Annotated in this window: 15 protein-coding genes; 2 read left to right on the forward strand and 13 right to left on the reverse strand. The window is 61.1% G+C overall.

The window, feature by feature from the left end; all coding sequences use genetic code 11:
• Positions 1-45: 45 nt before the first annotated feature.
• The 6 genes from AC097N_RS08150 to AC097N_RS08175 form a co-directional block, all read right to left on the reverse strand.
• Positions 46-978: an OmpA family protein gene (locus AC097N_RS08150; RefSeq protein ID WP_479580404.1), complete on the reverse strand. Its 933-nt coding sequence runs from the start codon at positions 976-978 to the stop codon at positions 46-48.
• A 31-nt stretch (positions 979-1009) separates the two neighbouring features.
• A complete protein-coding gene (locus AC097N_RS08155; protein WP_479580405.1) occupies positions 1010-1387 on the reverse strand; it encodes a DUF4398 domain-containing protein in 378 nt (125 codons plus the stop codon).
• A gap of 198 nt (positions 1388-1585) precedes the next feature.
• Complete coding sequence (locus AC097N_RS08160; RefSeq protein ID WP_479580406.1) at positions 1586-2353, reverse strand: ParA family protein; 768 nt, start codon at positions 2351-2353, stop codon at positions 1586-1588.
• A 27-nt stretch (positions 2354-2380) separates the two neighbouring features.
• On the reverse strand, positions 2381-3196 hold the full coding sequence (locus AC097N_RS08165; protein ID WP_479580407.1) for a PEP-CTERM sorting domain-containing protein: 816 nt from the start codon (positions 3194-3196) through the stop codon (positions 2381-2383).
• A gap of 142 nt (positions 3197-3338) precedes the next feature.
• Positions 3339-3683: an ArsR/SmtB family transcription factor gene (locus AC097N_RS08170; protein WP_479580408.1), complete on the reverse strand. Its 345-nt coding sequence runs from the start codon at positions 3681-3683 to the stop codon at positions 3339-3341.
• Positions 3684-3782: 99 nt separating this feature from the next.
• A complete protein-coding gene (locus AC097N_RS08175; RefSeq protein WP_479580409.1) occupies positions 3783-5435 on the reverse strand; it encodes an ABC transporter permease in 1653 nt (550 codons plus the stop codon).
• A 57-nt stretch (positions 5436-5492) separates the two neighbouring features.
• Between AC097N_RS08175 and AC097N_RS08180 the strand changes: the two genes are divergently transcribed.
• Complete coding sequence (locus tag AC097N_RS08180) at positions 5493-6599, forward strand: ABC transporter ATP-binding protein (RefSeq protein ID WP_479580410.1); 1107 nt, start codon at positions 5493-5495, stop codon at positions 6597-6599.
• A 10-nt stretch (positions 6600-6609) separates the two neighbouring features.
• Here the strand turns inward: AC097N_RS08180 and AC097N_RS08185 are convergent, their stop codons facing one another.
• From AC097N_RS08185 to AC097N_RS08210, 6 genes are read right to left on the reverse strand one after another with little or no spacing between them, the layout of a single operon-like run.
• On the reverse strand, positions 6610-7371 hold the full coding sequence (locus AC097N_RS08185) for a lysophospholipid acyltransferase family protein (RefSeq protein ID WP_479580411.1): 762 nt from the start codon (positions 7369-7371) through the stop codon (positions 6610-6612).
• Complete coding sequence (locus AC097N_RS08190; protein WP_479580412.1) at positions 7371-8687, reverse strand: dihydroorotase; 1317 nt, start codon at positions 8685-8687, stop codon at positions 7371-7373. The genes AC097N_RS08185 and AC097N_RS08190 overlap by 1 nt, the downstream gene beginning before the upstream one ends.
• A gap of 1 nt (position 8688) precedes the next feature.
• Complete coding sequence (locus AC097N_RS08195; protein ID WP_479580413.1) at positions 8689-9651, reverse strand: aspartate carbamoyltransferase catalytic subunit; 963 nt, start codon at positions 9649-9651, stop codon at positions 8689-8691.
• Positions 9652-9654: 3 nt separating this feature from the next.
• Positions 9655-10152, reverse strand: coding sequence for a bifunctional pyr operon transcriptional regulator/uracil phosphoribosyltransferase PyrR (gene pyrR, locus AC097N_RS08200; RefSeq protein ID WP_479580414.1), 498 nt, complete (start codon positions 10150-10152; stop codon positions 9655-9657).
• Positions 10149-10574 (reverse strand): Holliday junction resolvase RuvX, encoded by a 426-nt coding sequence (gene ruvX, locus AC097N_RS08205; RefSeq protein WP_479580415.1) that lies wholly within the window; start codon positions 10572-10574, stop codon positions 10149-10151. The genes pyrR and ruvX overlap by 4 nt, the downstream gene beginning before the upstream one ends.
• Positions 10571-11170 (reverse strand): YqgE/AlgH family protein, encoded by a 600-nt coding sequence (locus AC097N_RS08210; protein WP_479580416.1) that lies wholly within the window; start codon positions 11168-11170, stop codon positions 10571-10573. Before AC097N_RS08210 ends, ruvX begins: the two co-directional genes overlap by 4 nt.
• A 22-nt stretch (positions 11171-11192) precedes the next feature.
• Between AC097N_RS08210 and AC097N_RS08215 the strand changes: the two genes are divergently transcribed.
• Entirely contained in the window at positions 11193-12671 is a 1479-nt protein-coding gene (locus tag AC097N_RS08215) for a cryptochrome/photolyase family protein (protein ID WP_479580417.1), read from the forward strand.
• 63 nt (positions 12672-12734) lie between these two features.
• Here AC097N_RS08215 and AC097N_RS08220 read toward each other — a convergent pair whose 3' ends face one another.
• The gene (locus AC097N_RS08220; RefSeq protein WP_479580418.1) at positions 12735-18491 is read right to left on the reverse strand and encodes a hybrid sensor histidine kinase/response regulator; all 5757 of its coding nucleotides are present in this window, start codon (positions 18489-18491) and stop codon (positions 12735-12737) included.
• Positions 18492-18506 lie beyond the last annotated feature (15 nt).

Below are 18506 nucleotides of genomic sequence, written 5' to 3' on the forward strand. Positions count from 1 at the left end.
CCCTCTGGTGGCGTGGTTCCCCAGCCTCGCGGCTGACGGCACGGGTCAGCGTGCGATGACTTTGCCGGTGTCGTCGGACAGGACGATTTCAACGCGGCGGTTCATCTGGCGATTGGCGTTGGTGTCGTTGGCCGCCACGGGGTAGGCCTCGCCATAACCACGAATGGCGACGCGCTCGCGCGCCACGCCCATGTCTTGCAAGGCCGTGCGCACGGCGGTGGCGCGGCGCTCCGACAAGTCCTGGTTATGGGCGGCGGTGCCGGTGCTGTCGGCAAAGCCTTCCACCAGAACAGTGCGCTGCGGATTTTGCTGCAGCACGTTGGCCAGCTTTTGTGCGGTGCGCATGCCTTCCGGGTTCAGGCGCGCCAGGTCGGTGCCAAACAGCACGTCACCCAGGGTGATGACCATGCCGCGGTCTGTTTTTTTGGCGGCCAGATCGGCCAGTTGGGCTTCGAGCTGGGTAGACCGGGCCTGGGCTTCCTGGGTCTTGCGCTGAGCGGCGGCCGCGTCGGTTTGGGCCAGCAGGGTTTGGCGCTGGGCTTCGGCGGCATCGCCCTGTGCGACCTGCGCGGCGAGTTTGGATTTTTCAGCGTTGTTGTTGGCGATGTTGGCTTCGTTGGTGCGTTGGTCGATGCGAATCTGGTCACGCTCCTTGCCGGCATTGGCGACTTCGGCTTCGGCCGATTTTTGCTTCGCCACTTCTTGCGTCAACGCAATACGCTGGCGTGCCAGGTAAGCCAGCTTGTCGATTTTTTCAGCGCTGTCGTTGTCATTGGCGGCTGCTTCAGCTTGGGCCAGGGCGTCACCGGCCACACGCATTTCATTGGCCGCGTAAGTGGCTACTTTCGGGTTGCTTTGGGCCATGCGGTATTCGCTGCGCGTCTGGTCCAGCAAGCTGGTGGTTCGGGGTGCTGAACTGCAGGCGCCCACCACAATGGCAACAGCGAGCAGAACGGGGGTGAGGTAGAGGTTTTTCATTTTGAAATCCTGTGTAGGTAGGTGTTGGTTTTTATTTGCTGTTGCGGTCAAGCTCTTCGCGCAGCACGCGGATGTCGTCTTGCAACGCATCGGCGGCGGCCTGGGCTTTGGCGGAGTTGGCTTTGCCTTGCGCCAGTTTGGCGTCGGCCTGGGCTTGTGCCGCGAGGTCAACCGCCAGTTTGTAGTCTTTGGCAGCCATGGCCTGGTTGGCCCGGGCCATCTTCTCGCGTGCAGAACTCATCTCCGCAGGGGCAAATTGCGCACCGCCAGCACCGGCGGCGTTGTCAACTGCGGCCTTGGAGACGGCCACATCGGCGGTGGCCGGTGTCTTCAGGCTGCTACAGCCCACCGTCAAAACCAGCGCGGTGCCGCACAAAACGGCGGACCAGGTTGTTGCATTTTTTGTCATCATTTTTCTCCAGTGAACAGTTCATCAAATGTGGGATCACCTTGATGAAGCTGGTTATAGGCTGGAGGCTTCGCGGGGTCTGTGCGCTGTCGTACGCAGCGTGGGACCCGTGACATCGCGATTTATAGAAAACAGGGCGCTAGCCCAATAGATACGTGCGGGAGCAGCTATCCATTTATAGCATACAAAACCACCCTCTCAGGTAGCCAACACCTCGTGCAACGCCACCAAGGCCAGGGTCAGCTTGTGGTTGGGGTCCAGGTAAATCATGGGCAACGACTGCTCGTGCGATTCACGAATGCGCACGGACGACGGCAGGTAAGGCTGCAGCACCGGCAGGCCTTCGGCAATCAACTCGGCCACCATGCGCTGGGGCAGGTTGGCGCGCGGCTGGAACTGGTTGACCACAATGCCCTTGACCACCAGATCGGGGTTGTGGTCGGCGCGAATTTCCTGCACGTTGTCCATCAGGGTGTAGAGCGCCTTGCGGGCAAACTCGTCGCAGTCAAACGGAATCAGGCAGCCGCTGGCACCAATCAACGCCGAGCGCGTGAAAAAGTTGAGGGCGGGCGGCGTGTCAATGTAGATGCGGTCGTAGTCCTTGGCCAGTTGCTGCAGGGCCTCACGCAGCTTGTAGATCTTTTGGCGGGATTCGAGCTTGCCTTGCAGCTCGTTCAAGTCCGGGTGGGAGGCCATCAAGTCCAGCCCCTCATGCGGTGTGTTGACGATGAACTCGCCGGGTGACACCGTGCGAAAGCTGTAGCTCAGCGCGTGCTCGAAAAAGCCAGCCACATGGGGCTGGTCTTCGGCGGGCTCCCCGCCCATCAGGTAGCTGCTGGAGTTGCCCTGCGGATCAAGGTCGATCACCAGCGTACGCAGGCCCTGGCTGGCGCTGATGGCGGCCAGGTTGCAGGTGATGGTGGACTTGCCCACCCCACCTTTTTGATTGAAAACGACAAGTGGCATGAAGTGGCTCCTGAGGCGGGGATGAATTTAACTTTTGCGACGGCGTGCCGCCACGCCCAGCAGACCCAGACCCAGACCAGCCAGCAGCATGGCGTAGGACTCGGGTTCGGGCACGGCAGTCAAGATGACGGTGCCTTGATCGCGCACGGTAAACGCGCCTGCAGCCGGGGCCACGCAGGTGCCGGACTGTTTGCAGACAATATCGGTGAGCTCGGCCTCATTGGGGGCGAAGTTGATGGCGCTGGCGACATTCAGCGTCAAGATCAATGAGTTGCCAAGCGCGAGGTCGTCTTGGTTGGCAGAAAAAAAGTACCCTGAGGCGATTGATCCGGCCACAGCTTGGGCTGACACGCTGCCTGCAAAGGTCGTTGGGGAGGTGGGAAAGAACATGCCGGAGGCGACATTGAAAGAGGCAATCAGCGTGCCGTTGTTGGCGCCGAACACCACGCTGGAACCAAGGCCTGCGGTGCCGAAATCAAAATTTGAATCGGCGTAAAGGTCAATCTGGCCGCCCGACACACCGACGGGAGAGGTTGCATCACTCGATCGACCGAACAGCGAGTAGACCGCCGTGATGTCCCGGGCCCCGAAAGGGGAGGCACCGTCAGCAGCGACCAGGCGGTACGCGCCATGTTCAACAAACGTGCTGCCCGCACCGGAAGGCGCTGTCTCGATATAACCAGAACCATACGTGAGCACCGAAGGACTCGTGGTGAGCGCCGCAGACTTGCCGGTGCCGGCGGTATTGATTGAAACGGTATTGGAAGCAGCGTGTGCATTGAACGAGAGTGCGCAGGCTGCGAGCAGACCGGCCGAGGCGACGAGCCGTGAGACTATTTTCATTTTTTATTCCCTTGTGTAGATGAAGCACAACCCCATGAAGCCATGGGGCCGGTTGTCATCTTAGGGTACTTCGTCGCATCATTGATGACACCAGGGGCTCGCGAAATGTGAAGACCCGCCGGGCGGATCACGAGACGGCCTGTCAGGCCGTCTCGTACTTGCCTTCGATCGCCATCTGGGAGCACACCGCCCGGCACAGCGTGGCGACCCGGTCATCGACAATGCGGTAAAAAATCTGCACGCCTTCGCGGCGTTTGCCCAGAATGCCGGCCTGGTAAAGCGTGGTCAGGTGCTGCGACATATTGGGCTGGGTGGTGTCGATTCTGCTGAGCAGGTAGCTCACATTTTGTTCCCCATGGCACAGGCAACTGATGATTTTGAGGCGCATGGGCGCAGACAGAACCCGAAAGAGTTCTGCCGCCAAGTCAAACACCTCGTCGGGCTTGTCAAGTTCGGATGGAGTTGCTTCAGCGGAACGCTTGGCCATGGGACGCTCTCTGCCAGCATGAAGTCTGGCTCATAATTTCGTTGCTTCGAATATACGCGTTTTGGGAACAATCCAGTCCAAAACGAAACCCTGGCCCACTCAGCGGGCGGGCGCGCGCAAGGTGCGGCTGAGCAAAATGACCGGCAACAGCCCCACCAGCACCAGCGCCAGTGAGGGCAAGGCGGCCTCCCCCAGACGCTCGTCCCGCGCCAGCTGGTAAGCCACCACGGCCAGTGTGTCACTGTTGAAGGGGCGCAGCACCAGGGTGGCGGGCAGTTCCTTCATGACGTCCACAAACACCAGCAGGGCTGCCGCCGCTGTGGAGCGTTTCAGCAAGGGCCAGTGCACCCGCCGCATGAGGGCCAGGTCCCGCGTGCCCAGCATGCGGGCCGAATCGTCAAAACTCAGGGGAATGCGGGCATAGCCACTCTGGACCGACTGCAGGGCCACGGCACAAAACCGCACCAGGTAGGCCCAAATCAGTCCCAGCGAGGTGGCCGTCATCAGGTAGCCCACGCCGCTTTGCGGTGCCACGGTCTGCAACCATCCCACCGGCAGCAGCAGCCCCACCACGATCACCGCGCCCGGCACGGCGTAGCCCAAGCCCACCAGTTGCACTGCCAGTCGCGTGGGCAGATCCGGTCTGCGACGCATGCTGAAAGCCAGCAGCAACGCCAGCGAGACGGCGAGGACGGCACTGATGCCGCCCAACCGCAGGCTGTTGAGCGACCAGCCGAGAAACTTTTCCCACGACAACACCGACCAGTCCGCCATCAGCGGGCGCAACATGAACAGCACCGGCAGCACAAAACCTACCAGCACCGGCGTGCCGCACAGCAGCCAGGCCAGCCACTTAGCGCGACCCTGCAACACCACGGGCCGCGCATCGGCAGACCCGGCACGCGCGCCTTTGGTGGAAGAAAAACGCATGCGCTTTTGCGCGCGGTGCTCCAGAAACATCAGCAGCCCCACCAGCAGCAGCAGCAGCGTGGCGAGTTGGGCGGCCGCGATGCGGTTGTCCATCGACAGCCAGGCCTTGTAAATGCCGGCCGTGAAAGTTTGAATGCCAAAGTAGCTTGACACGCCAAAATCGGCCAGCGTTTCCATCAGCGCCAGCGCCGTGCCAGCGGCCACGGCCGGACGGGCCAGCGGCAAGGCCACCTCCAGAATGCGTCGGCGCAGCGGCGCCCCCAGCAGGCGCGCGGCCTCCATCAACTGCGAGGCCCGCTCCCCCAAAGCCGTGCGGGCCAACAGGTACACATACGGATACAGCGCAAAGGTGAACACCCAGGCCGCCCCACCCAGGCTGCGGATTTCGGGGAACACCCGCCCCTCTACCCCCAGCGTGGCGCGAACCAGGGTTTGCAGAGGCCCGCTGAACTGCAAAAAATCGGTGTAAGCGTAGGCCACCACATAGGCCGGCATGGCCAGTGGCAGCAGCAAGGCCCATTCAAAGAAACGGCGCCCCGGAAAGTCAAACATGGTCACGGCCGCTGCGGCCGACAGCCCCACCAGCACCACGCCCACAGCGACCATCAGGCACAGGCGCACGGTGGTCCAGACGTAGTCTGGCAAGACCGTGCTGCTCATCTCGCCCAGAATTTGGGCCGCTGCCGCGCCCGACTCGCCCCACGGCAACCAGGACGCAAACACGGCCAGCACCGGCAGCATGAACGCCAGGGTCAGGGCCAGCAACAGAAACTGGCGAAACCAGTGAAGCGTCTTGAAAAAGCCGGGGCGGAAAAAGGGCATGAAAAGCAGGACTCAGCGGTTTGCAAATGAGAATTGTAAGCATCTACAATGATTTTCATGTTTCTTGAAGTCTCCCAACTCCGTGTGGCCTATGCGGGCCGCAGCCAGCCCGCTGTGCGGGATGTGTCGTTTGGCCTACATGCGGGCGACATTGGTGTGCTGATTGGCCCCTCAGGTTGTGGCAAAACAACTTTATTACGCGCGGTGGCCGGACTGGAGCCGGTGTCAGCCGGCACCATCAAACTGGCTGGCGAGGTGGTGAGCAGCGCGAGCCTCAACCTGGCGCCGGAGGCCCGGCAGATTGGCATGGTGTTTCAGGACTACGCCTTGTTCCCGCATTTGAATGTGGGGCGCAACGTGGCGTTTGGCATCCATCATCTGCCTCGAACCGAACGCTCAACCCGCGTGGCCGAGGTGCTGGACCTGGTGGGTCTGGCGGGCCAGGAAGAGCGCTTTCCCCATGAACTGTCCGGTGGTCAGCAGCAGCGCGTGGCACTGGCCCGTGCGCTGGCGCCCAAACCGCGCCTGCTTTTGCTGGACGAACCCTTCTCCAATCTGGATGTGGATTTGCGCGAGCGCCTGGCGCATGAAGTGCGCAGCATCCTCAAGGCGGCCCAAACCACGGCCCTGTTTGTCACCCACGACCAGCTGGAGGCCTTTGCCATTGGCGACACCATCGGCGTCATGCACGAAGGGCATTTGCACCAGTGGGACGATGCCTACACGCTCTACCACCGTCCGACCACCCGTTTTGTCGCCGAATTCATCGGCCATGGTGTGTTCACGCCCGCGGTGATCGTGGCCGAGAACGGTCAGGTGGTGGTGCAAACGCCCCTGGGCAATCTGACGGATGTGGCCGAATGCCCGCTGCCCAACGCCTTTGCCAACGGGGCGTGTGATGTGCTGCTGCGCGCCGACGACATCGTGCATGACGACGAGGCACCCGTGAAGGCCGAAATTATTCGCAAGGCGTTTCGCGGTTCCGAGTTTTTATACACGTTGCGACTGGCCAGTGGCGAGACGGTGATGGCCCATGTGCCCAGCCACCATGACCACAAGATTGGTGAATGGATCGGCATTCGTGCACAGGTGGACCATGTGGTCACATTTGAGAAGAATCAGGCTGGAGCCCTCTATTTACCTAGGGATATAGCTATAAAATAAATAGCAATAATCAGATCAACTGGTTCAGGGTCCGCATGTCTGCGATGGTGTTGCGCACATCGGCCGCCCAGGTGCGGCGGTCACGGCCTTGCGCGGCTTGCGGCACACCAAAAGTCACCACCACGGCAATGCCGGGGGTACACAGCGTGCGCCACATGGAACCCAACAGCGTGTCGTCGCCGATATAGCACGGTGCCAGGCTGAGCTCGCCGCTGGCGTGGTCGACAAACTGCAAGGCTACGGGCAGCACCTGGGCGTTGGCGGCGATGGCGGCCTGGAACAGGTTGGCGTGAAACGGCAGCAAGCTGATGCCGTCGCTGGTGGTGCCTTCCGGGAAGATGGCCAGCACGTCACCGGCACTCAGGCGCTCGGCCATGTGGTGCACGACGCGCATCGCATCGCGGCGGGACTCGCGCTCGATATAGAGCGTACCGGCGCCCGTGGCCAGGGTGCCAATCAGGGGCCAGTGCCGCAACTCGGATTTGGAGACAAAGCGGCAGTGACGCGCGGCGTGCATCACCACGATGTCCAGCCAGGAGATGTGGTTCGCCGCCATCAGCACCGGGCCCTGTTCGGGCGGTGTGCCGTTCACCACCATCTTGATGTCCAGCCGCGCCAGCATGGCCAGCGCCCAGGCCTCGACGCGTGTTTCCTTTTGCGAGGCCGACAGTTTGGGGAACACCACGACCACGATCCACATGCCGGTGACGATGTGCATCAGCGCCCGCGTGAAGCGCCAGCCCGCGCGAACCTGGATACCGATGCGCTTCATCAGGCCTGGAACGCCACCTGCCCGCCAATGACGGTGTAGCGCACGCGTCCGGGCAACTCATAGCCGGAGAACGGCGTGTGCTTGCCCTGGCTGCGCAGCGCACGGGGTTCCACGGTCCAGGCCGCTTGCGGGTCAAAGACACAGAGGTCGGCCTTGCCGCCGACCACCAGACGCCCGGCACTGGCCTGGCGCGGACCCAACGCGGCGCCCAGGACACCCGCCGGGCCGGTGGTCACCGTCGCCAGGGCACGCGTCAGGCTGACGCCGCTGTCCAGGCTCCACTTGAGCGCCAGGCTCAGCAACAACTCAACACCGGTGGCACCCGGCTCGCTCTCGGCAAACGGCAGCGCCTTGGCATCTTCGTCCACCGGCGTGTGGTCTGACACGAGGGCATCAATGGTGCCGTCGGCTAGCGCCGCGCGCAGGGCATCGCGGTCGCGCTGTTGGCGCAACGGGGGGTTGAGACGGGCACGGCTGTCAAAGTAGGCGATGTCGGCGTCCGTCAAATGCAGCGAGTTGATGCTGATGTCACACGTCACCGGAAGGCCGTCAAGCTTGGCCTGGCGCACCAGGGCCACGCCAGCGGCGCTGCTGAGGCGACACAGGTGAACACGGGCACCGGTGGACTTCATCAGCTCAAAAATGGTGTGCAGCGCAATCGTCTCCGCCGCCACGGGCACGCCGGAGAGGCCCATGCGGGTGGCCAGCGCGCCACTGGCCGCCACGCCCTTGCCCAGGAAAAATTCCTGTGGACGCAGCCACACCGAGTAGCCAAAGGTGCTGGCGTACTGCAGGGCGCGCTGCATGACCTGCGTGTTGGCCAGCGGCACTTCGGCCTGACTGAAGCCCACACAACCGGCCTCGGTCAACTCCACCATCTCGGTGAGCGCCTCACCCGCCAGATTGCGGGTCAGCGCACCCAGCGGGTAGACGCGGGCCTGGTTGAGTTTTTCGGCCCGAAAACGCAGCATTTCCACCAGACCGGGTTCATCCAGCACGGGGTCGGTGTCGGGCGGGCACACCAGGCTGGTCACGCCACCGGCCACAGCCGCAGCCATCTCGGAGTCCAGCATGCGGGCGTGCTCGTAGCCGGGCTCGCGCAAACGCACGGCCAGGTCCATCAAACCCGGCATCACGATGCAGCCGGTGGCATCAATCGTCTGTGCTGGCTGAAAATCAGGCGCTATGTTTTTTATAGCTACTACCGCACCATGGGCGAGGGCTACATCGGTAATTTCATCAAAACCGCTGGCGGGGTCGATAACCCGGCCGCCCTTGATCAAGAGGTGTGTCTGCATGTTGGTGAGTGTCTTCATATCAGGCCTCGTTCCCTGCCACGATACTCATCACCGCCATGCGCACCGCGATGCCAAAAGTCACCTGCGGCAGGATCACGCTCTGGACGCCATCGACCACGGCCGAGTCAATTTCAACGCCGCGGTTGATCGGGCCCGGGTGCATCACGATGCAGTCCGGCTTGGCCAGCGTCAGCTTCTCGGGGGTCAGGCCATAGCTCTTGAAAAACTCCTGGCTCGACGGCAGCAGCGCGCCATTCATGCGTTCACTTTGCAGGCGCAACATGATGATGACGTCGCAGTCCTTGATGCCTTCTTCGAGCGTGTGGCAGACACGCACGCCCATTTGCGCCATGTCGGAGGGCACCAGGGTCTTGGGCCCGACCACACGCACCTCGGCACAGCCCAGCGTGGTGAGGGCATGGATGTCCGAGCGCGCCACACGCGAGTGCAACACGTCGCCCACGATGGCCACGGTCAGGTTGGAAAAGTCTTTCTTGAAATGCCGGATGGTGTACATGTCCAGCAGGCCCTGCGTCGGGTGGGCATGGCGCCCGTCCCCGGCATTGATGACGTGCACATGCGGCGCCACATGCTGGGCAATCAGAAACGGCGCACCCGACTCGCCGTGACGCACCACAAAGAGGTCGGCCGCCATGGCGCTCAGGTTGGCAATGGTGTCAAGCAGCGATTCACCTTTGGAAGCACTGGAGCGCGCAATGTCGAGGTTGATGACATCCGCGCTCAGGCGGGTGGCGGCAATCTCGAAGGTGGTGCGGGTGCGGGTCGAGTTTTCAAAGAAGAGATTGAAAACACTTTTGCCACGCAAGAGCGGCACTTTCTTGACTTCACGGTCACTCACACTCACAAAGTTGGCCGCGGTGTCCAGCACCTGGGTCAGGATGCTTTTGGGCAGGCCCTCGATCGAGAGCAGGTGAATCAGCTCGCCATGTTTGTTGAGCTGGGGGTTGCGCTTGTAAAGCATGGCTTAGCGGGACTCCACGTTGAAACTGAACACCCCGGCGTCGCTGCGCGCCAAGGCCAAAGACTGGGTGACAGGCAGAGCCACACGGGTGGCATAAACATCGGCCTGGATGGGCAACTCGCGGCCGCCCCGGTCCACCAGCACGGCCAGTTTGACGCTGGCAGGCCGCCCGAAATCAAACAGCTCGTTGATCACGGCGCGGATGGTGCGCCCGGTAAACAGCACGTCATCCAGCAGCAGGATGTGCGCCTCGTTCACGTCAAAATCAATCTGCGTCTGCGCCCCGGCGGTCATGCCACGGTGGGCAAAGTCGTCCCGGTGCATGCTGGACGAGATCACGCCGGATTTGCCCGGTAAATTCAGGTCGCGCTGCAGGCGCTCGCCCAGCCAGGTGCCGCCCGAGGTCACCCCGACCAACTTCATGTCGGGACGAAACATGGCGCGTACACCCGCCAGTAACTCAAGGTACAACGCCTCGGCGTCCAACTCCAGTGAGCTCATGGAATACTCCTCAAAAACTGTTCCAGAATAATGCAGGCCGCCGCAGCGTCCGCGTCTTTGGCGCCCATCTCCAGCGCTTCGGTCGTGGTGTAGCGTTCGTCCACCTCGAACACGGGCAGCTTGAAGCGGCCGTGCAGTTGGCGGGCAAACTTGCGTGCCCGCAAGGTGTTTTCATGTTCCGCGCCATCGGGGTGAAAAGGCACACCCACCACCAGCGCATCGGGTTGCCATTCCTTCAATTGCTGCGCAATTTTGACGAAGCGCGCATCGCCCTCGGCTGCAATGGTGCCTTGTGGCTGGGCCGTGCGCATCAGGCGGTTGCCCACGGCAAAACCGGTGCGCTTGATACCGAAATCAAGCGCCAGAAAAGTTTGCAGGCCGGCAGGGACAACAAGCGGCGCGGGTTGGGCCTGGTCGCTCATGCATGCCCCGCGTCAGGCGACAGCATCCAGGACTCAAAACCCAGCAACTGCAAGGCCTGCTCGTAACGTTGTTCCACGGGGGTGTCAAAGATGACGCTGTTGTCAGCGGCCACCGTCAGCCAGCTGTTGTCCGACAGCTCAGACTCCAGCTGGCCCTCGCCCCAGGCCGAGTAACCGAGCGACACCAGCACCTTGCGGGGTCCGGCGCCGGAGGACAAGGCTTCCAGAACGTCTTTGGACGTGGTCATCTCCAGACCGCCCGGAATGATCATGGTGGAGGCGTAAACCGACTCGGCCGGTTTGTCCGCCCCCACAAAAATGGGCTCATGCAGCACAAAACCCCGTTCAGTTTGGATCGGCCCGCCCTGGAACACGGGAGCACCGATCAGGTCGGCGCGCCCCAGTGGCAACTCCACCTTTTCAAACAGGCTGGTCATTTTCATGTCGCCCGGCTTGTTGATCACCAGCCCCAAAGCCCCACGCGCGCTGTGTTCACACACATACACCACGCTGCGGGAGAAAACCTCGTCCTTGAGCCCGGGCATGGCAATCAAAAAATGATTGGTGAGGTTGGTAAGGGCAAAATCTCCAGACATACAACGATTTTAAACGGTGATCATGAGCAAGCAATTCGAGACAGGTTTGATGTGGTTCCGCCGCGATTTGCGGGTGCAAGACAATGCGGCGCTGTCCATGGCACTCCATGCTTGCCGGCAGGTGCACTGTGTTTTTGTCTTTGACCGGGACATTCTGGACACCCTGCCCCGCGCCGACCGCCGCGTGGAGTTCATCCGGGAGTCGTTGTGTGACCTGGATGACGCCTTGCGGGCCCTGAGCGGCCAACCGGGCGCAGGCCTGATCGTGCGCCATGCGCAAGCCAGTGAGGACATTCCCGCGCTGGCGAAAGCCTTGAACGTGCAAGCCGTCTTTGCGGCGCACGACTACGAGCCGCAGGCCATTTCACGCGACGCACAGGTCCTGGCTGCGCTGACGGACGCCGGGATTGCCATGCGCACCTGCAAAGACCATGTGGTTTTTGAGGGGCGCGAGATACTGACCAAGTCAGGAACGCCCTATGGCGTTTTTACCCCCTACAAGAACAACTGGCTGGCTACTGTCGCCCCCCAACATCTGCGTACCCATGACAGTTCACCGCATGGCACCGCCCTGGCAACACGGCCCCCAGGCATGCAGCTGCCTGTGCCAACACTGGCCGAGATCGGGTTCGAAAAAACCAACCTGGGCGCGCTGAAGATTCCCACTGGCGCCTCCGGCGCACGCGCTTTGTTTGAAGACTTCTTCGAGCGCATGGACGATTACCATGAGACGAGAGATTTTCCTGCGGTCAAAGGCCCCAGCTACCTCAGCGTGCACCTGCGGTTTGGCACCGTGTCCATCCGCCAGCTGGCCGCCACCGCCCTGCAGCGGCAGATTCAAGGCAGCCGCGGGGCAGCCACCTGGCTGGGCGAGTTGATCTGGCGCGATTTTTACGTCCAGATTCTGGCTAATTTTCCGCACGTGGTTCAAGGCGCCTACAAGCCCGAATACGACGCCATAGCCTGGGAACAAGGGGAACACGCCGAAACTCTTTTCCAGGCGTGGTGCGAAGGACGCACCGGTTATCCCCTGGTGGATGCGGCCATGGCCCAAATCAACCAGACTGGCTATATGCACAACCGCCTGCGCATGGTGGTCGGCAGCTTTTTGGTGAAAGACCTGGGGATTGACTGGCGCTGGGGTGAAAAATACTTTGCCCAGCACCTCAATGATTTTGACTTGTCCGCCAACAACGGCGGCTGGCAATGGGTCAGTTCCAGCGGCTGCGACGCGCAGCCCTATTTCAGGATTTTCAACCCGGTGAGCCAGAGTGAAAAGTTTGACAGTGAAGGCAAATTCATCCGGCGTTACCTGCCCCAACTCGGCAAGCTGCCCAACAAGCTCCTCCACGCCCCCTGGACCGCGAAGCCGCTGGAGTTACAGATGGCAGACGTGATCCTGGGCAAAAACTACCCCGCACCCATCGTGGCACACGATGAAGCACGGGCCTTGACGCTGCAAAGGTATGCCGTCGTCAAGAAGTCGCTGCAAACACCTTGAGGCCATAGTTTGCTATTGATTAAATAGCAAGCTATGAAGGATCTGCGTGGGCTAGACCTGTATTCAGGCCTCAACCCGCGCCGCACAGTATTGCCGCACCAAGCCAATCAGTTCGTCTTCGGAGTACGGCTTGCCCAGGTAATGATCCACCCCCAACGCCCGCGCATGCTCGCGGTGTTTCTCTGCAATCCGCGAGGTGATCATGATGATGGGGAGGTCACGCAGTTGCTCATCCGCCCGAATGTTGCGCGCAAGATCAAAGCCATCCATGCGCGGCATTTCGATGTCGGACAACACCACCGCAGGAATTTCTTCTTTCAAACGCTCCAGCGCCTGCAAGCCGTCCGAGGCCAGCGCCACGCGGAACCCTTCGCGTTTCAAGAGACGCTGCGTGACACGCCGAACCGTGATGGAGTCATCCACCACCAGCACCAGTGGCACCCGGCCCGCTGCAGTGTTGGCGGCGGGCACCAGCTGAGCCGACAGATCTTCGGCCTGATCGGCCAGGCGCCGGATGTCGCGCGCCTGCTCCCCGTACACCGTGGCCAACGCCACCGGGTTGTAGATCAGGACCACGGCACCCGATGCCAGCACGGACATACCGGCCAGGGCGGGCAAGCGTGACAACTGGGGACCCAGGTTTTTAACCACCACCTCCTGGTTGCCCAGGACCTCATCCACGTGCATGGCCACGCGTTGGCCCGCACTCCGGAAAACCGCGATCGCCAGTGTTTTGGCCGTGGTCTCATTGCTCCTGGCCGACGCCTGCAACAAGGCACCCGCCCAGAAAAATGGCACCTTCTCACCATTGAACTCGAAGACACTCGCCTCATAAGAGCGCGCCAACTCGGCAGCCGACACCCGGCGCACCATCTCAACCAGGTTGGACGGAACGCCCACGACCAACTCGCCCATGCGCAGCATCACGACCTGGGTGACGGCGGTGGTCAGCGGCAGGACGAGCTTGAATTGGGTTCCTTCGCCCTTGGTGCTGGACGTTTCAATTCGGCCGCCCAGCGCATTGATCTCGGAACGCACAACATCCAGTCCGATGCCACGTCCGGCAAGCTCCGTCACTTGTGATGCCGTTGAAAAACCAGGTGTGAAAATCAGGTTGACCACCTCGGCATCGGACAACACCTGGTCTGCTGCGATCAGTCCTTGAGCCAGTGCTTTTTCCCGCACCCGCTTGGGGTCAAGACCTGCACCATCGTCGCTAAATTCGACCGTCACATCGTTGCTTTGCTGGTGAAGATTGATGGTGATGGTGCCCACGGCGGGCTTGCCCCCGTCAACCCGCACGGCAGGATCTTCGATACCGTGGGCCACCGCATTGCGCAAAAGGTGTTCAAACGCGGGCGACATACGCTCCAGCACACCCCGGTCCATGTCCAGGGAGCCGCCCACGATGTCCAGCCTGACCTGCTTGCCAGCGTCCTTGGCGGCCTGACGAACGACACCATAAAGGCGCTCGGCAATACCTTCAAACTCGACCATGCGGGTGCGTAGCAAATCGCGCTGCAACTCGCGGGCCAGTCGGGCCTGGGCAATCAGGTCATCCTCGGTCCCTTCAACGGTGCGCTGCAGGTTGCGCTGCACCGTGGCCACGTCGTGCACCGATTCAGCCATCATCCGGGTGAGTTCCTGCACCCGTGTGAAACGGTCAAATTCAAGAGGGTCAAACCCCTGTACAGAGTCCTTGGTCTGGGCCAGCCTTGATTGCATCTGGGACTCGGACTGCAGCTCAATGTCACGCAACTGGTTGCGCAAGCGGTCCAGATTGCCCGTCAAATCATCCAGAGACCCGCGCAACTGCCCAAGTCGCGCCGCCAGCCGTGACCGGGTGATCATGACCTCACCCGCCTGGTTCACCATGCGGTCCAGCAACTGGGAACGAACCCGCACGGTCTGGCTGGAAACAGGACGGGACAAGCCCACCAGTTGTGCGGGCGCAGGAATAGCCAACGCTGGCGTGACGATAGCTGGCACCGCTTTGACAGCAGGCGCTGCAGCGGGCACCTCCTGCACATCATGACCCGCTTCTGGCAAGCTCAAGGCCTGCTCAGGTGTCGCGCGCAAATGGTCAAAATGGGCTTGAATGGCATCAAAACGGGAAAGCAAAGGCTCCAACTGCGCGGCAGTCAGGGATTCAATGCCCATGTCCTCGATCGAGGACTCCATCCGGTGGGTCATCTCTCCCAGGCGCATGGCTCCGGCCAGCCGTGCGCTGCCTTTGAGCGTGTGCAGCAGCCGCAACACCTCGCTGCGGGCCCCCAGGTTGTCGGGCCGCGCCGACCATTGACGCAGCGCACCACCCAACTGGGGCAACAATTCCAGTGCCTCTTCCTCAAATATGGGGAAAAGATCGACGTCCAGTGCATCCAGCACATCGAAATCATCGTCCTCGTTGTCCACCAGCGAAGCCGCGGGACTCGACTCAAAGAGTGGCGCCTTATAGCTGAGGTCAAACGCCGGTGATTCCGTGACCGCTTCGCTGGCCGCACCCAAATCAAAATCCAGGCTTTGTGCGAAATCAGTCTCCGCAGGCACATCCAGATCGGCGGCTTCCAGCCACTGCTCCAGGCTTCGTGGCATCGTCACAGCGCCAGACATGGAGGGGAATTCAATCTCCAGGATCGCTTTGAGGGCGTCCAGCAGCTTCTGGTCCGGGTGCTTGAGAAAACCGGCCGCGAATTGGTGCAACAGGCGCCGAATGTCTTCTGCCGCAGCAATAAAAATATGGGCATGTTCGGGCATACCCTGCGCGTGCAACTGCACATGCAGCAGAGCCTGCTCCAAGGCACGCGATATGTCCGACAAGGCACTGAACCCGACCGTCGCGGAACTGCCCGACAAGGAATGCGCCAGTCCTACCGCCGTGTCCGAAACAGGCTCGTGCAACTCCAGCGCCCATTCATTGAGCTCCGTGAGCAGGCGGCGCGACCATTCATCGGCCTCATTCAGGTAAACGTTGTAAAGCGGAATGTCAATGTGCAAGCTGCCAATGACCTTGACAGACTCTTGCGCCTCGGTGTCCATCGCGATATCACGCATCGCCGGGATATCAAGCTCAGCCAGAACGGACATTGGCTCCCCCTGATCAAGGTCAAGGTCAAGGTCAAGGTCAAAATCAGTCTCCGGTCCGGTCACACGTTCGGGCTGTATTTCAGCGGCTACGCTGACGACTTCTGCAATCTCGGATGGCAGGGTTACAAGCTCTTCTGGTGCGAGCGCCGCCCTGACGGAGATCTGGGGTGCTTCAGGCAAATCGCCAAAATTGAAGTCATCCAGATCCAGTGATTGCGTGTGCGATGACTCTTCAAACGGCAGGATGACCTCGTCATTGATCATCCAGCGGGAGTCGTCAATCGTCTGGGTCTCGCCAAAGTCCACCATTTGGGTGGCGACAAATTCAGGCATCAGCGTCGCAACAAAATCGAGATGTTTTGAATCCTCCGCAGACGGGATATGCGGCTCTTCACCAGGAAAAACGATGTCCACCAATTCGTCGTACAGGCGCAGTGCATCGGCCGCCTGACGGAACGCCGGTGCGTGCCACTGGTCGTCCACGCCTGCGGCGATGTCCTCAACCCAACGGCCGAACCCATGCATGGCCTTGCCTGACAGCGCAATCATTTCATCGCTGGCCGACTTTTGCTCGGCCAAACGGGCATTGAGCAGTTGCTCCATCGACCAGGCGGCTTCGCCAAACTCGTTGAGGCCCACCATGCGCGCGCTGCCTTTGAGCGTGTGAAAGGACCGTCGCAAAGTCGTCTGGTGACCTAAATCCGTTGGATCCTGGGCCAAATCGCGAATGGCGACGATGCCAGTCTGCACGACTTCTCGCGCCTCTTCCAGGAAAATATCCTTCAATTCAATCTCATCATCGTCTGGAGCGTCTACGAGCGCAACAGGCTCCGGCACGACCTCTGCCTCGGGCTCAACCACCGACTCATGAGCCGGTTCGATGACGGCCTCAACATGCGCGACAGTCTGAGGTTCTGGCTCGGACAAGGCCGCCACCGGAATCACGGACTCCACCATGACCTCAGCCGCCTTCTCGCGGCCCATGACGGGTTTGAACTCCCCCCGTTCTTCGTCATAGACAAACAGTTTTTTCGCCAACTCGCGCTGGTAACTCAACATGTCGATCAAAAACCCGAGCGCTCCCAGGCTATTCCCCAGCTTCTCGAAAACAACGCTGCCAACGGCATCCACATCAGCCCGGTCCACCAGGAAATTCTCAACGCTGCTGCGCATGCGCAACGACGCCAACGCAGCCTGATCAAGGCCTAATACTGAAAAAACCCCTCGCATTTGAGCCAATTGGCTGGGCACTTCGTGCAAAGGAAGTTTGTCCTGGGGATTGCGAAAGAACGTGTCAAGCGACTTCTCAATCCCACCCAGTGTCGTGCGCAGTTCGTCAACGACGCTGCCCATGGTCTGGCGGTCACTGACCCTGCGGTAGAGCTCCTCCATCCAGCCCTCCAATGGCTCAGGCTGCTCGCCAGCATTGACATGCGCAAGCCGCCGGGCCAGGTTGGCACTGCGTTCGGCCATCTGGGAATTGGTGGGGTCAAGGTCTTCATAGGCCGCCTCCAGGTACAGCACGGCGGTAGCCACCTCCATGGCCAGCGCAGGTGCTGGCGCCGCGCCAGAGCGTGCGGTGGCCTCAATCGCCTGGGTCAAGGCTTGCGCCAAAGCAGCACTTTCGGGATGCAGCTTCGTCACCAGATCGGTCACCTGCGCAAACTGGTCCGTAGCCACTTTCAACCGGTTGGTATCTCCACCGGCCAGGGCGGACCAGGTTTCGGTCGCCGCGGCAATGCGCTTGCGGGCCTGTACCAGCAAGGCCGGGTCGAACCGTCCGAACTGGGGTGTCTCGTAGTCAAACGGTTTGTTCTGGGTCAGGCCGTAGGCCGCCCGCACCGCAGCCAACACGGGCGCATCACTGGCGCGCGCGGGTACAGCCTGCGCGCAAAAAAACAGCAAGTCTTGCACCAAACGATCGGAGATTTCCGGTTCACCGCGAGCCAATGTTCTGTACTGCAGAAGAATGCGGGAAGCAGCCCGTTTGCCGTACACATCGCTAGGACAAAGGCCTTGTGATGCGGCTTCAAAATAAGCGGCGCATATTTTCCAGAAAACCCGGGGTTCGAGCGTGCTTTGCGCCGCCGCAAAACCCAGGCTGATGCCGCACATCGCCTTCGCAGCATCCACATCACCCGATTTGACGACCTTTAGAACCAGCCCATCGAGTCGCGCCCGGACGGCTGAATCGTAGGTGTGCGCCGCCTCTTCACGGGGCAGCGGCATATCAATCCAGCGCCAATTCAAGGGCCACAGATCGGCCGGGTGTACACGGTCATCACCCACCAGCTCCAAGACGTCACGGTATTGAGGAAACAGGGCAACGGACGACGCCTTCTTTCCTTTCAGGACGCCCTCCAGATATTCCGTCAATGCAAAGCTGGCCCGCTCGACCTTGTTGGCGGCGTCGTCACTGCACAGCTCAGGACGCTGCACAAATTTTTGTGCCAAAGCCTCCATTGCACGCAGGACCTTGGCGGGCGCAGGCATACCCACCATCTCAAGTGCGCCCACGGCCTGGTGCAATTGCTGACGGGCAATACGCAAATGACTGGCATCCAGTTCGGCAAGGTCAGAACCACGTGCCAACTCCGCATCACGCACGAAGCGGCGCAGGGTTTTGGTCGAGCCTTCCAACGATTTTCGCAACTCATCAAGCACCCATGCCAAGGGGCCAAGGTCATTGCTCTGTGTTTCAAGGTCGCCAGTCAGGGCAGCGTTCGATTGCATGGGTTCGTGCACTCC

The organism is Rhodoferax sp. LS1R11 (genome assembly GCF_056521395.1).

What these genes read in the sequence shown, in the direction of transcription:
- AC097N_RS08190 (WP_479580412.1), bottom strand. Translation starts at nt 8,687, where the DNA reads ATGAAGACACTCACCAACATGCAGACACACCTCTTGATCAAGGGCGGC.
- AC097N_RS08170 (WP_479580408.1), bottom strand. Translation starts at nt 3,683, where the DNA reads ATGGCCAAGCGTTCCGCTGAAGCAACTCCATCCGAACTTGACAAGCCC.
- AC097N_RS08180 (WP_479580410.1), top strand. Translation starts at nt 5,493, where the DNA reads ATGTTTCTTGAAGTCTCCCAACTCCGTGTGGCCTATGCGGGCCGCAGC.
- AC097N_RS08160 (WP_479580406.1), bottom strand. Translation starts at nt 2,353, where the DNA reads ATGCCACTTGTCGTTTTCAATCAAAAAGGTGGGGTGGGCAAGTCCACC.
- AC097N_RS08210 (WP_479580416.1), bottom strand. Translation starts at nt 11,170, where the DNA reads ATGTCTGGAGATTTTGCCCTTACCAACCTCACCAATCATTTTTTGATT.
- AC097N_RS08150 (WP_479580404.1), bottom strand. Translation starts at nt 978, where the DNA reads ATGAAAAACCTCTACCTCACCCCCGTTCTGCTCGCTGTTGCCATTGTG.
- AC097N_RS08215 (WP_479580417.1), top strand. Translation starts at nt 11,193, where the DNA reads ATGAGCAAGCAATTCGAGACAGGTTTGATGTGGTTCCGCCGCGATTTG.
- AC097N_RS08195 (WP_479580413.1), bottom strand. Translation starts at nt 9,651, where the DNA reads ATGCTTTACAAGCGCAACCCCCAGCTCAACAAACATGGCGAGCTGATT.
- AC097N_RS08165 (WP_479580407.1), bottom strand. Translation starts at nt 3,196, where the DNA reads ATGAAAATAGTCTCACGGCTCGTCGCCTCGGCCGGTCTGCTCGCAGCC.
- AC097N_RS08220 (WP_479580418.1), bottom strand. Translation starts at nt 18,491, where the DNA reads ATGCAATCGAACGCTGCCCTGACTGGCGACCTTGAAACACAGAGCAAT.
- ruvX (WP_479580415.1), bottom strand. Translation starts at nt 10,574, where the DNA reads ATGAGCGACCAGGCCCAACCCGCGCCGCTTGTTGTCCCTGCCGGCCTG.
- AC097N_RS08185 (WP_479580411.1), bottom strand. Translation starts at nt 7,371, where the DNA reads ATGAAGCGCATCGGTATCCAGGTTCGCGCGGGCTGGCGCTTCACGCGG.
- pyrR (WP_479580414.1), bottom strand. Translation starts at nt 10,152, where the DNA reads ATGAGCTCACTGGAGTTGGACGCCGAGGCGTTGTACCTTGAGTTACTG.
- AC097N_RS08155 (WP_479580405.1), bottom strand. Translation starts at nt 1,387, where the DNA reads ATGACAAAAAATGCAACAACCTGGTCCGCCGTTTTGTGCGGCACCGCG.
- AC097N_RS08175 (WP_479580409.1), bottom strand. Translation starts at nt 5,435, where the DNA reads ATGCCCTTTTTCCGCCCCGGCTTTTTCAAGACGCTTCACTGGTTTCGC.